The 14,119-nt window shown below is 41.7% G+C and carries 8 protein-coding genes; 3 read left to right on the forward strand and 5 right to left on the reverse strand.

The annotated features are described in order from the left end of the window. Nucleotides 1-65: 65 nt before the first annotated feature. The 4 genes from J6836_RS09395 to J6836_RS09410 are packed head-to-tail and all read right to left on the reverse strand — an operon-like array spanning nt 66 to nt 10,181. The gene (locus J6836_RS09395; RefSeq protein WP_219248757.1) at nt 66-1,418 is read right to left on the reverse strand and encodes a hypothetical protein; all 1,353 of its coding nucleotides are present in this window, start codon (nt 1,416-1,418) and stop codon (nt 66-68) included. After that, on the reverse strand, nt 1,415-7,693 hold the full coding sequence (locus J6836_RS09400) for a protein kinase domain-containing protein (RefSeq protein WP_219248759.1): 6,279 nt from the start codon (nt 7,691-7,693) through the stop codon (nt 1,415-1,417). Before J6836_RS09400 ends, J6836_RS09395 begins: the two co-directional genes overlap by 4 nt. Before the next feature lie 15 nt (nt 7,694-7,708). Beyond that, a complete protein-coding gene (locus J6836_RS09405) occupies nt 7,709-8,338 on the reverse strand; it encodes a 4Fe-4S single cluster domain-containing protein (protein WP_219248761.1) in 630 nt (209 codons plus the stop codon). Nucleotides 8,339-8,342: 4 nt separating this feature from the next. Beyond that, nucleotides 8,343-10,181: an AAA family ATPase gene (locus J6836_RS09410; protein ID WP_219248763.1), complete on the reverse strand. Its 1,839-nt coding sequence runs from the start codon at nt 10,179-10,181 to the stop codon at nt 8,343-8,345. Between the two features lie 268 nt (nt 10,182-10,449). Between J6836_RS09410 and J6836_RS09415 the strand changes: the two genes are divergently transcribed. Beyond that, nucleotides 10,450-11,316 carry a fructosamine kinase family protein gene (locus tag J6836_RS09415; RefSeq protein WP_219248765.1) on the forward strand — a complete coding sequence of 289 codons (867 nt, stop codon included), beginning with the start codon at nt 10,450-10,452 and terminating at the stop codon, nt 11,314-11,316. A gap of 432 nt (nt 11,317-11,748) precedes the next feature. Here the strand turns inward: J6836_RS09415 and J6836_RS09420 are convergent, their stop codons facing one another. Then, complete coding sequence (locus J6836_RS09420; RefSeq protein ID WP_219248767.1) at nt 11,749-12,288, reverse strand: YniB family protein; 540 nt, start codon at nt 12,286-12,288, stop codon at nt 11,749-11,751. Between the two features lie 365 nt (nt 12,289-12,653). Between J6836_RS09420 and hxpB the strand changes: the two genes are divergently transcribed. Together hxpB and J6836_RS09430 are read left to right on the forward strand one after the other, a co-directional pair. Then, entirely contained in the window at nt 12,654-13,319 is a 666-nt protein-coding gene (gene hxpB / locus J6836_RS09425) for a hexitol phosphatase HxpB (RefSeq protein ID WP_219248769.1), read from the forward strand. Nucleotides 13,320-13,510: 191 nt separating this feature from the next. After that, nucleotides 13,511-14,086: a metal-dependent hydrolase gene (locus J6836_RS09430; RefSeq protein WP_219248771.1), complete on the forward strand. Its 576-nt coding sequence runs from the start codon at nt 13,511-13,513 to the stop codon at nt 14,084-14,086. Nucleotides 14,087-14,119 lie beyond the last annotated feature (33 nt).

The raw sequence follows: 14,119 nt of genomic DNA on the forward strand, positions 1-14,119 counted from the left end.
TAAAAAGGCTGAACTCACTTTTTGTTGGTTCAGCCTTTTTATCAATTTCAAATTATTAATTATCGTTATTTACGTAATATGCGAGGTTGCTGATGCACAGCAGGATTTCTTTGCTGCCTCGCGTCTTCTTCCATATCATAAACTTTCATTTCACCGCTTCCAGCGGGCAATGCACGCTCAACCACCAGCTCGGCGTCTGATTGTGCCACAAACTCTTGCAGTTGCTGATGTTGACTACACCAAATGGCATCAACATCTTTATCTCGTTGAGTGTCTCTTTGTGAGGATAACGCCACCGTACGTGTTTGAAAACGGGCTTGTTTTCCACCCAGTTCTAAACCATACCCCGGCGTTGCTGGGTGCCTGACCACGACTTTGCCATCATCCATCCAAGCTTTAATATCCGTCTCTTGAACTTGATACCCCAGCTTACCTAAACCATCTAGCACCACTCTTCTTTGCGCCTCTGCGACAAACGCTTGTTCTGCCAAATTAATTTGTGCTTCTAATTGTTCAGCCAGTGGCATCAGCACAGAAAATGAGCTTGAATGTACCGAAGCTAATGCGTCATCAATGATTGTTGTATTTTCGTCATCAGAAAAAATAGCAAGCTCAGCACAAAGCTGTTCGATTTTTTCAACTAATTCAGTATGCTGCTGACATTCTTTCAACTGTTTGGCCAAGATCAAGATGAGTGAGTCTGCGCGTAAATGGCGTTGTGAGCTTTCATTCATTGCTTGAATTTCAGCAAGCTGTTGCTGCGCGCTTAGCGCCTCACTCAAGCTTCCCACCAGTTTAAGCTTTTCAATCATCAATAAAATTTGCTCACATTGCTTGGCAAATGGCGATAATGGCACACCGTGCTGCCAAAATTGAGGGATATCTTCAGATTGAGCTTTTAACTGTTCAAGTAATTGATTAGCAAAAGGTGAAAGTTGGTTTTGAACGTCATTTAGCGCAGAGAGTGCACGGAAAATTAATGAACTCGAGGCCTTTTCACTCAACACATCGCAACTTTCCAACTCTGTAATTAATTGTTTTTCGGCGGGGAGTTTTTCACGCACTAACGCCGCTAAAGATCCTAGATTATGTTGTCGGTGTGAGTTTGTTCTAGCCGCTAATGCCTGTTGTTCAAGTTGTTGCTCACGAACAGTTTGAATTTCGTGTTTCAGTGTACCATTCAATTCACTTAATTGATTTTCTAATGTAGTTAACTGGCGTGCAGACAATGAGGCAGTATTACTCGCTGATAGTTGCTGAAATAATGTGAAAATTTGTTCAATACGTGGCTGGTGATACTGTGTTGTATTGGCCATTTTTTGCCATTGCTGGAACATTTTACGCGTCACTGCCAATTGCCGACGGCACTGGATTTCATTCATTTCCCTAACGCTGATACGATGAACTGATGAGCTCATAATTCGCTTTCCTGATGTATCGCCCTATTCGTTGAGCCAGTTAAACTGATTGATGCATTAACAATCGCATCTTGTAGTTGCTGTTGTGCTGTCACTCTATCGTTATACCATTCAATAATAGAAACACGATAACGCTGCGGTATGACACGGCTTAAAATATTGCTTCGCCATAGTTCCCTTGACCTAGCCGTTTGCAACAGTGGATGAGATGGCATATCACACTCAATACCAATTAATAATTGCCCTGTTATCTCATCTTCAATAATACAATCAAAATGAAACACTTCTTTTTGCGTTGATACTGTCACCTGCCAACCATTTTGCTGAATAAATTCAACCACTGAAGTGACAAAGGCACTTTGTTCTACATATGTATCTTGCACGGCCAGCTGTGTCTGGCACATGCGGTTAAGCAATTTTTGGTTTTCTTTTTGTCTCAATGGGTTGCAAGCATTTTTTGCATACGCCAAATAGCCTTGCAAATAATCTCTCGGGATCTCAGGCTTACGGTAGGTTGTCAGTAAATCAGAAATTTCCTCGATAGGCATCGATGACATAATAACCACTTGTTGTCGTGCGCGTGTAATCGCAACATTTAAACGTCGCTCTCCACCTGTTTGCCCCAATACACCGAAGTTACGCCTAAATGTCCCCTGCGCATTACGGCCAAATGTGGTGGAAAATAAAATTACATCACGCTCGTCTCCTTGCACATTTTCCACATTTTTGACAAAGAAGGACATATCCTCTTCATCACGAAAACGTTGATTTTCTTGTGTATAAGCGGTCAAGAATTGCTCGTCCTGCTCCGCCCTCAGACGAATATGTTGGTTAATCAACGAGGTCTGCTTTTGGTTAAAGGTGACCACTCCCACTGACGGACGCTGCTCAAAAGGGAGTTGCCACAAGGTTGCAAGGTGCTCAACAACCGCCGCCGCTTCCGCCTCATTACTTTGATTCACATATACACCATTAACCACAACCAGCTGTAATGGCTTAATTTTACTCACTAATTTGGCTGAAAATTGCGCTGGAATATTCAACCGATTTTCATAAAAAGCAAAATTTGAGAAATTGATCAGTTCCCGATATGCCGAACGATAATGAATATCTAGGGTATGTACTGGCAATACCGTACGCGCCAAATTTAGCAAGTCAGGACAATCACTAATTTGCCGATAATCCCATTCTTCATTCGCATCGATTTGCTGTTCATCCACCTCATCATCATTGTCTTCTTCAACCAGTTTCCCTGTGAAGAATTTAGAAGGTGGCATTTGCTTTTCATCACCACTAACAATCGCTTGTTTCCCCCTAAACAAGGTAGACAATGCAAATTCAATGGGCATTTGCGACGCTTCATCATAAATCACACTATCAAACATTGCCGCTTGCAATGGCAGGACTTGGCTTGCTACATCAGGCGTCATCAGCCAAATCGGGCGTAATTGCATCAAACCAATTTCACGCCCTTCGTTAATAAATTCCCGTAAACGGCGCGCCCTTGGCCCTGCAAGGCGCGTAATTTCTTCCCATTCACGGCGGCTTCCCATTTGAGAAAAATCATAATTGCGTGTTAGCGCCGCACGGTTAAAGAATTGCAGTTCTTTTTGTGCCTGCTCAAGTTCGGTTAAATCCGCCATAAATTGCCGACTATTGGCTGAAAGTACAGGCAATTTAGCCTCAAATTGTTTTTTTACAAAATGATAGAAACCGTAGCTAACTGTCTGTATTAGTGCTGAAACCCAATCTTTTTGGTGATTGTTTTCATGAATATATTGCGTAATGACAGGGTGTAATACTGCTAAGATTTGCCAATGTTGTGGCGTAAAATTGGCAGTTTCCTCTCTAAATAATTGATATTGGATCAAAGAGTTTCTTTTTTCAGCAATTTGGACTAATTCATTCGTAAATGATTGTCCTACACTCATTGCATGTTGGAACCGTTCAATAGTTTGTGGTGAAAAAACAGGCGCAATTTGCTCTAATTGGTTCTCACTTTCTATTCTTGCTTTGAACTTTGTCACTGCAGATTGAATTTCATGGCACTGACGTTCAAATCCGACCTGTTGTTCCTCGATAATAGCAGGTAAAAAATGGGAAACTTCAGGGTATTGAGCCAATAACTGGCTCGAACTCTCCACCCATTTTAATTGTTCGATTAACTGAGGTAAGTCAGTTCGCCAATTAGGCTGAAGTTTCATGCCAATCATTTGATAAATCGGCATAATTTCTTTTTCAAGTAAACGCCATTGTTGTTCTACACCAATCGTTTTATGCAATACAGCCAAGCTATCCTGATTTAATCCACTTTCAGCCATAAATTGCTGTAGCTGATTATGGCGACCATAGTAAAACGGGTTGAAAAATCGTAACCAAGACCCTTGTATTGACTCCATTGTTGCGCGAGATAATTCAGCTAATTTGTTTGATTCAATTACCTTAAATAGCGGGAAAAGTAGTGAATCCGTATTTGCTTCATCAATCATTAATAAACGTTGATAACGCTGTTCTAATTCTTCAATCACTGTTTTGCCCGTCGTGACCGAACCGTGTAAATTGATAAACAGCGTTAACCACTGGGATAAGCTTTGCCATTGTGCTGGTGTTTGTTGGCCAAAATGTGACTTTAACTGCACCAGAATGCGTTCATGGTTTGTCAGCTCAGTGAGTGTAATACCGTGATAAGCGGATTGGTAAGCCTGATCACGTTGCTTTTCCACATCAATAAATAATGTAATATGTTGATTAAATAACATATATTGATGGTCGTTCACAGAAAACTGCGCTAATGCCTTTAATGGGCTATTTTCATAATCTAATTGCCACCATGTTTGGGCATGCTGTTTAATGTCATCTAGAAGTTGGGCTAATTTAGGTTGATTAAATTCAGTAAATACATGAACTAACGCATCATCATTGATATTCAAGCGCTCTAAAACTTCAACCTGAATTAAGCGACTTAAAATATGCTTATAAGATAGCTGCCAATGGGTATCGACATTATTAAGGGCATGGTAATAAGCATCGAGTTTTTGCTCAAAAAGCTGTACTCGGCTAAATAAACGAGTGCGTTCTGCTTGCCAATCTTGCTCAAATAACGTGTTATTTTCTTTATTCCACAGTTGCTCAATTTGTTCGCGCACCGCCAAAATAACCTCACGGCTTTTTTGATTCTGACTAATCATCAGCGCCCTATCACCTAAACCATTAGCCACCAATCGCTTATATACCACTTCAAGTGCCGCGGGCTTTTGGCATACCACTAACACTGTCTGTTGATGGCCTAATGCATCGGCAATAAGACTAACAATGGTTTGGCTTTTCCCTGTTCCCGGCGGGCCTTCAATTAATAACCCTGTTTGTTGCTGTGCCGCTTGAACAACACGTTCCTGAGAAGGATCAGCAAGGGATAGCGCAAATGGGCTCAGGATATTTTCTGAGTTAACAACAGGCGCTGCTGAACCACCTGAATTGACTTTCAATAAAGTAGACAATGCTGTCTGAGCAATGGACATATTGGCTATTTGCTGTAAATCACCACTCATTGCCTGACCAATAAATGATGTATGGAATAGCACCGCCGAGCATGCAACCTGTGCATAGTTTTCTTCTACAGGGTCAGTTAACGAAGGCAATGGAAGTAGTTGCGTACCTTGTATTGGCAACAGTGCAGACAAGCTTTCCATAATTTCATCAATGGTCAACCCTGCTTTTGATAACAAAGCGTCTAAAACACCCTGCCACTTACTTATTGCGGGGATCCCCACAAAGCTCGCTAATGCAGGGTTAAGGCGGACGACACCACGCTCGTGATCAAAATTCAATTGAATAGAGCTTTGCTGAGCAATTGCCGATTGCATTGAAATTGGCCATAAAAATAACGGCGCAATACGGGGTTTAATTTGGTTTGGCTGGGTGTTCAATACCAAAAAAGGAAAGCCCAAATACATGCCATTAATACCCGTATCCCTTTGATATAATTGCGTATCTGCTTGCAGCATTCTTAACCGTGAATTCACACCTTTGCGCTGTAGCAGCATATCGCTATCAATGGTCATCAACCCTTTTTTACGGTTAAGTAAGTGCTCCAATAACGCACTTGCACTGCGAAACGTGCTATCACACTCCGTTAAATCAATGCGCCCTGTATTTGGCGTTAAACGCATGCGAACTAAATTGCCCCGCTGTGTCACCGCGGTTAGTTTTTGGTTAAAAAAGCGCAACACTTCGAGTACATATTTTTGCGATTCAGGAACTTGCCAGTGCTCTACTGGCACCGCCAGCAACACCAATGTTTTCTCAAGAGAAAGCCTGCGCATCAATAAATACTGGTCAACCCAGCTGTCTAAAACAGCCAACCCAACACGTTTGAAATCACTCACTCGCTCGCTAAGCTGTGAATACAGCACTTTACGGGATAGCGAAAGCTGCATTTTGGCAGCGTCATGATCAAAATTATCAATATCATTTTGTCTGGCTAGCTCAAACGCCTGCTCAACCAATGTGTCTAATGAAATAAACTGGCCAATGTCCGCACTTAATAGCAGAATGTAATCAATCTCTTGCGGATTTTGCTTATCAAATAACCCTTGTAAACTTTCATTATGGGAGTCAGGAAATTGCGCATGTAAGAGCTCCCACCTTGCAGATAATTGATTGATTGACGTAATCAATAGATATAACCGAAGGCTTTCTTCATTCAAGAGAATATTAAGTTGGCGGGCTCGCTCTCGCACCAAACATTGGCGATGATAAAGCTGCACTAGCCAATGCTGTGGGTCGATATCTTGAATGTATTGATTAAGCGACTCGCTAATCAGTGCAAAGCCTAAACTGGGTTTCTCTAGCAGCCATGCTGGTGTGATGATCTCTCCACGGTAAATTAATGGCATGTTTTCATTGAGAATTTTTAAAGCAAAAGTCAGTTTAATATCATCAAGATTTTCTTGCTGAAAGTCGCTATCAAGCAATGTTTGCAATTTCTCTAATTGATCTTGGCTGTTTTCAAACTGCGTTAACCACGAACTCACTTCACCTCGCAATAAAAGCGATAACGCATCATCCCAATGATTAGCTTGCGCCGCCGCCAATGCAAAGACATCGGATTGCTGGAATTGCTGCCCCGCAAATGCCAGTGTGTGGAAATGGCTTTGTCTATCGTTTTTTTGAATTTGTGGGGCTTGTTGGGGCTTCCCTTGTAACCATGCTGATACCTGTGGCCACTGCCAACGTAAGAAACGGTCTCTGCACAACAACCCGCGTAATAACAATTGGATGTTAGGGGATAAATCTTCTGGTAAATCAACACCATTTGTCATCACTTGGATAAGAAAAGCATTATCTTGGATATGGTCGAAGCACTGCCCTTGGGTCAGTTGTTCTAAGAGAATAATCCCGAGGCTCCACCAATCGGACGCTGCACTAACACCACCCGCGAGAGTTTCAGGCGCTGAATAACGTGAAATATCAAGCGGAGTGACAATATCGAGGTCAAACTCAGATAAACAGGCAGATCCGTATTCAATCACCACAATATCAAGAGGATGGCGCTTGCGAATAAGCAAATTAGCGGGGCTCAAATTACGGTGTCGCAACCCATGCTCCGCAAATGCGGCAATTGCCTGCCCCATTTCTTCTACAAGTTTAGGAATTTCATCTGCCTGCCAAAATTCACCTTGCTGGATAAATTGGCTGAGTGACCCGCCCTCAAGCATTTCAGTGACATGCCATGCGCGGTTTTCAAAGCGGCCATACTCATAAAGCTCAGGAACATGGTCTGTTGGAATGCGTTTGAGGACTTGGTAAACAGCGGGATCGGGCTCCTCTCCCTTTTGGTAGAGCGTCAATACGCCGTTTTTTTCTTCAGTACAATGCGTAACGAAGTAGCGTTCACGGGGGCTATCACTGCCATTAATCCGCCTTGCTATGTGCCAAGCGCCTATCTGCTGATGGGGTGACGATAAAATTTCAGTTACTGGCTCTGCTGCGACATCCGCACCGCACTCTAGGCAAATAAAATCATCTTCAGCCATAAGATGACCATTTTCACAATGACGTAACCGCGGAATTTCATTTCTCTCATTTGAGGCCGTATCAATAGGTATTACGGCAACCGCTTCAGGGCGCCACCCTTCAGAATGGATAGGCTCAAGTGTAAGATCCCAACCACAAAGTTGCAGATTTCCCTGTTGTGTTTGAATTTGCCCCGCACAAAATATTTCAGTTAGCGGCCGTTCTGTTAAACAATGCGAGCAAAAGCGTATCATCGTCATCCTTCTCTCTCGTGGCTATTTTTTGAGTTGTTTTAAGGTGTTATCTTGTAGGGCAAGGAGTTGACTTAACCGCAGCATGTCATCGCGTTCAGGGATCCCCGCTAAAAATAGTCGCCCTTGCTCATCAAAGGCTAAATCCAATCTCTTATCTTCTGGCATTGCAACGCGTTGGTATTGCTTAAATAATGCCTTTCCGAGTGGTGTTAAAAGATGAAGCCGTTGGTTATCGCTCCCCCTTAACATCAATGTTTGCGGCATTTCGACGTTAAACGGCTCACTGATCAACGCATCAATATAGGGATTCATTTGATTAGCACGCCCCTCAATGACCTCCCATTCATAACCGCTATACACCAAGGTATCACCTTGAAACTGCCGTTTTATTTCCTGCAATAATGTGAACAAGGCATCTGGTTGCTCAAACGGCTCTCCCCCTGAAATAGTGATACCATCAGCGAAAGGGAACCATTCCTGGATCTGTTCAATAAGCTGCACTACCGTCAGGGAGCTTTCTTTATCATGCCACGTATCAGGGGATAAACACCCCTTGCAACGCAGCGAACATCCTTGGAACCAAATACCAATCCGTTTCCCTGGCCCTAATGTTGTCACTGGGAAATGAATGCGTGAAACACTAATATTCATTAGGCTAATAACCTACCGCAGTTAGCGTAACTTGCGCATTTTCACCCATCTGAATTGATGTAATTTGATAAGCACTATTGGCTTGTATGTCTTGGTCGAAAATGGCTCTCGATAATGGGTTAATCAAATGTATTTCTAATTGATTACGTATTCCGCGTCCGCCATTGGATAAATCAGCTAAGCAACTCACTTTTAACGCGTCTTTCGCTTTCGCAGATATTGAAATAGCCAAAGACTGTTTTTCTAAGCCTGACAAAATGTTATCCACCATCTGCTCGAAAATTTGCTCAGCAACATCAGGGCGGATAAAGTCAAAAACAATAATGTTTTCACCAATACGGTTAAGCAACTCAGGGCGATTAAGCACCAATTTAAAATGGCGCTCTATTTCATTTTTAACATTACGCGTCACGGTTTCGAACGGTTCGTGAGGTTGGACATTTGCCACTCGCTCACCATTGGCATCTAAGCGGTAAATACCGAGGTTAGACGTGAAAATAATTAACGCTTCTGAGAAATAAACGCGATCACCACGCCCTGATGTTAAAACTCCATCATCAATGATCTGTAAAAATTTATCCATTAAATGGGGATGGGCTTTTTCAATTTCATCAAACAAAACCACACTGAATGGCTTTTCGCGGATTGCGTTGGTTAATTCACCACCTGAATCATATCCGACATAACCTGGAGGTGCACCAATCAGTCGTTGGTCTGCATGTTCGGCACTAAATTCAGACATATCAAAGCGGATATAGGCGCTTTCGTCACCAAACAGTAACTGCGTCACTGTTTTAGCCAGTTCCGTTTTCCCGACACCTGTCGGCCCAGCAAGAAATAACACGCCACGAGGGCGCCCACCTTTATGGCTACCAACACCTGTCATTGCTCGTTTGATAATATCCAATAAGTGTGTCACCGCATGCTCCTGCCCTTTCACTCGGCGGGAAATTATTGCGGGGGCGTTGTGAATTTTTTGCTTATCAATCTTTTTCCACGGGTCTTCCGTGATCCCCACTTTATAACGACGAACGGCATCGCTAATACTGGTTGCAGGCACCTGTTCGATACGTGCCAGTTGCACTATTGCAGTTAAATCCAATAACAATAACCCTTCTGTTTCATCGATAAAATCATTAATTAGCAATGTTTTATCTGTCTCTTCTAGGCGATTAAAATCTGCCAATGAAGCCAAGAGACTAGGCGCTAATAAACGGCGTACTTGACCATCGGGTTTAGCAACTGGAATGGCTCGAATTCGTGGGTTATTCACCACAAACCAATCGGGCAAATCTGTTTCTTTTTCCACTACCCAAAATACCGTATTAAAAAACGGCTGATTGTGCTCCCCTGCTGGCCTTGCCTTTCCTTGGTGTGATGCGACGAGCGCACGGGTAAATAAACTGTGTTCTGCGGGTGTAAGGTTATCACGATGGGAAATTAAACAAGAAGCAAAGTCGATGCATAATGCAATAGGCTGTTGTTTATCATTAATAAACCGCTCAAGCAGATGATTCAATATATCGATACCACCAGCCGCTTTACCCTCTGCAACATTTAACCCTAGCCGTTGCATAACCGTATCGGTTTCTTGAGTGTTTTGCGCAGGGTTTGCTAAGCATTGAAAACCGATCAATGGCGTGTAAGTCAGCACATATGCATAACCTGCTTTAAATAAACTATTAAATAAAGACTGGTTAAATGGCAAAGGCGTCACAATCGAGGGGGCTATTTCACTGGCTTGTAAATCACGCACATTACCAAACAATACAAACTGACTTTTTAGCGGAATAAATCGCAGCAAGTCCCTTAACCAACGTGGATTTTGAAAATCAGTATGCATGGCTTTCCCTTATTAATTCATTTTTTGCAGTTTACCTGAATAAACCGAGGAGCGCGCTGGCATATCGATTTAATAGACAAATATCTGAACATTCTCAATTTAATAAAGAACCACTATCTTTCAGTTTATGATAATTAATTTTAATGAATAAAATTCTTAAACAGTTATTTCGTGATAGGCGTTTCTTTTTAAACAATTATCACTGTTAATTCCTAAACTGTCGCTATAGTATGGTATTAGTGAAGACCAAAGCAGAGCGAGGTGAGTCATGTGGCAAGCAATGAGTCGTTTATTAAGTGAACACTTGGGTGAAGCAGAGCTGCGTAACAAAGTCATTCTCTCTGGTGGTGATATTCACCATACGTTAAGAATTGACTATGGTGAGCACACTGTTTTTGTAAAACAAAACCGGCGTGAGTTCCTTCCCTTATTTAAACAAGAAGCTGAACAGCTTGAAATGCTCGCCAAAAGCCAAACCATCGCCGTCCCTAAGGTGTATGGCGTCGGTAACAATAAAAACCACAGTTTTCTATTATTGGAATATTTCCCACTAAAACCATTCGATTCTACCAACGCTTGGCACTTTGGCCAACAGCTTGCCCGTTTACACCAATGGGAAGAACAACCTAGTTATGGTTTTGATTTTGACACCATGCTCAGTACTATTATTCAACCTAATGGTTGGGAAAAACGCTGGAATTCATTCTTTGCAGAAAAGCGCATTGGTCTTCAATTACAACTAGCCTCTGAAAAAGGTATGGTATTTGGTGATATTCAGCAAATTGTCGATGTCGTTAAAAACAAATTAACGGGTCACCAACCTCAACCCTCTTTATTGCACGGCGATTTATGGCCTGCTAACTGCGCCATAACGCATCAAATTGATGGCGTTCTTTATGATCCTGCGTGTTATTGGGGAGACAGGGAATGTGATATCGCAATGTTGCCATTGTATAAAGATATTCCTATCCAAATTATTGATGGCTACCAAAGCATTTGGCCACTCCCTAATGGCTTTTTAGATAGGCAGCCTATTTACCAATTATATTATTTGCTTAATCAAGCCCATATTTTTGGTAATGAACAAAGCTATCTGCACGCTCAAAAAATTATTGATTCGCTATTAAAGGAATAGATTTGAGTGTAGCCAACACCGCTACAGCTCGAAGTATGACCAACATTTAATTTTCTAAATAATTCCTATTATGCGTAGGCATCAAGTGACGCTAATCGCTAGGAGCATACATAAGTATGTGACTAGCGTTAGCAAACGAAGATAACACCCGCATAATGGGAAGTATGACCAACATTTAATTTTCTAAATAATTCCTATTATGCGTAGGCATCAAGTGACGCTAATCGCTAGGAGCATACATAAGTATGTGACTAGCGTTAGCAAACGAAGATAACACCCGTATAATGGGAAGTATGACCAACATTTAATTTTCTAAATAATTCCTATTATACGTAGGCATCAAGTGCCGCTAATCGCTAGGAGCATACATAAGTATGTGACTAGCGTTAGCAAACGAAGATAACACCCGCATAATGGGAAGTATGACGAAAATTACCAGTTAAGGAGTTTAAGGATAAAATACAGTCCTATCAAAAGCACAACTGGCCAGAAATAGAGAATAAAAAACTGGGTAAAAATTGTGTGGCGTGGAATGGTGACGTTTGCTTCGAGCTCTGCTTTGGACAGTTCAATACCTTTGGCTTTTTCCAAAATGACATGGTCTTCAAGGCTTTCGCGAATAAATTTAATTTGTCGGTACATTCTCAGACCTGACGCACTGAGTGCTAAGCCAACAAAAATAAAGATAAAGATGATAATAAAACCGAGGTTGCTACCTGAAAAACCATTGGCAACTTGCGGTACAGGTGAGTTATTCCAGAAGAAATTGAGAAATGGTGTCGTTTGACGAGTCATTTCCGCCATCAGTTTAATAAAGTCATTGGCAACGGCATTGATCCCTTCACCTGCCAGCCCTTTCATCCCTGCAAGCTTAACTAAAGACGCCAACGTCGAAATTAATGCTACCAGAAAAACAACCCAACCCAGAATACGTTTGCCGATTGCGACATAATTAGCATTGTGGTAATTCATTACTGCTCTTCCTTAGAGTTATTATTCTCTATAAATTTTCATGGTGACTTTTCAGGGGTAATAATAGCCGAAATTATTAAATGCCTCCAAATTTACCTTGTAAAATGATGATTGCGTAACGACTTTCAGAATTTTAAACATTACTAAAGACACATTGGATACACAACTTTTACCATCTGTGTCTATTCGCTTTAGTGTTGAGTTGTTACAATCACTCGTGCAATTAATACGAATATTTATTCATTTGCTGATATCATAGCTAGTTAGTAAATAAATACTATCGTTGCTGGGTAAGTTCCCTTAATTCCTACTGCCACAAGGGTATAGCTCATTGGCAATAGGGTTTACATGAATGGAGTTTTGACATGTACCATAACCTTCCCATCCAGTCCGTTATTTTTGATATGGATGGCTTATTGATCGACTCGGAACCTTTTTGGGAGCAAGCTGAGCTTGAAGTTTTTTCACAGCTAGGCGTTGACCTTGCAATTGCCAACACTCTGCCTGATACATTGGGTTTACGTATTGACCATGTTGTTGAACTTTGGTACCAAGCTTCGCCTTGGCATGGATGCAGTCAACAAGAAGCCAAACAGCGGATCATTGACCGTGTTGTTGGCTTAGTTGAAGAAACTCGCCCTATTTTACCAGGTGTACAACATGCAATGGAACTTTGCCGCTCGATGGATTTAAAAATCGCACTAGCGTCTGCATCACCACTGTATATGCTTGAAAAAGTGTTAAATTTACTGGATATACGCGACTATTTCTCTGCGGTTATTTCAGCAGCTGATTTACCATTAAGTAAACCACACCCTGAAGTTTATCTTAAAGCTGCTTCTGCGCTATCAACCAAACCTATCCATTGCACATCTTTAGAAGATTCGTTCAATGGTATGATTTCAGCAAAAGCTGCAAGAATGCGCTCCATTGTCGTACCAGATAACAAGCATTTTAATGACCCACGCTTTGGCTTAGCGGATATTAAATTAAGTTCTTTAAATGAATTAGAAGCAAAACATTTACGCTAGTTATAGCGAATTGTGTAATTTGTGTTCACCCCTATCTGACTTAGGTAGGGGAATTACCAAAAAATATAAAATCCTTTCCTTATTTGCTAATAAATAAGAGTTTTTTTACCTTTCCCCCTCTATCATATTCTTTTTAAACACTTTATACTGCCAATCAACTGTATAGATAAACAGATGGTATTTTATCCACCATGACCGCTGAAGGGCATCTGCTTTTTTCCGTCGCCTCTTTGATAATGGCCCATAAACTCCAAGTCACCCCTGAGCTTGCTCAAGGTGATTGGCTGCACTTGGTCCCCGGCGCGTTATTAGGTGCATTATTGCCCGATATTGATCACCCCTCTTCCCTACCCGGTCGGCTGCTGCGTATTTTTTCGCTGCCTATCTCTAAGCTTTGTGGACACCGCGGTTTCACCCACAGTTTATTGGCATGGTTGCTACTCATGCTTTCGTGTTATCAGTGGATCCCAGCGCAATGGCCTATTCCTAATGACCTTATTCAAGCCTTTTTATTGGGTTATTTGAGCCATTTAGTGGCTGATATGCTAACACCGTCAGGGGTGCCTTTTTTATGGCCATTGCCCCAACGTTTCTGTTTTCCTGTCATTCGTGGAAAAAACAGCAAGCGTACTGAGCGTTTTATTGCCGTAGTTTTGACGGTTTGTGCCTGCTTCTTACCTGCAGGATATCACTTTGATTTTTATTCTCAGGTAGAAAGCACAATAAAATACATTCAAAATCAGCTAGATATACGCTTTCCTACATAATTCTCAGTTTTGTAATATAATGTAAGCATGAAT

Origin of the sequence: Providencia sp. R33 (genome assembly GCF_019343475.1) — a bacterium.
Taxonomy (GTDB): Bacteria; Pseudomonadota; Gammaproteobacteria; order Enterobacterales; family Enterobacteriaceae; genus Providencia.

Excerpts from the sequence above, each read along its gene's own strand:
- J6836_RS09410 (WP_219248763.1), bottom strand. The coding sequence starts at position 10,181 with ATGCATACTGATTTTCAAAATCCACGTTGGTTAAGGGACTTGCTGCGA.
- J6836_RS09405 (WP_219248761.1), bottom strand. The coding sequence starts at position 8,338 with ATGAATATTAGTGTTTCACGCATTCATTTCCCAGTGACAACATTAGGG.
- J6836_RS09415 (WP_219248765.1), top strand. The coding sequence starts at position 10,450 with ATGTGGCAAGCAATGAGTCGTTTATTAAGTGAACACTTGGGTGAAGCA.
- hxpB (WP_219248769.1), top strand. The coding sequence starts at position 12,654 with ATGTACCATAACCTTCCCATCCAGTCCGTTATTTTTGATATGGATGGC.
- J6836_RS09430 (WP_219248771.1), top strand. The coding sequence starts at position 13,511 with ATGACCGCTGAAGGGCATCTGCTTTTTTCCGTCGCCTCTTTGATAATG.
- J6836_RS09400 (WP_219248759.1), bottom strand. The coding sequence starts at position 7,693 with ATGACGATGATACGCTTTTGCTCGCATTGTTTAACAGAACGGCCGCTA.
- J6836_RS09395 (WP_219248757.1), bottom strand. The coding sequence starts at position 1,418 with ATGAGCTCATCAGTTCATCGTATCAGCGTTAGGGAAATGAATGAAATC.
- J6836_RS09420 (WP_219248767.1), bottom strand. The coding sequence starts at position 12,288 with ATGAATTACCACAATGCTAATTATGTCGCAATCGGCAAACGTATTCTG.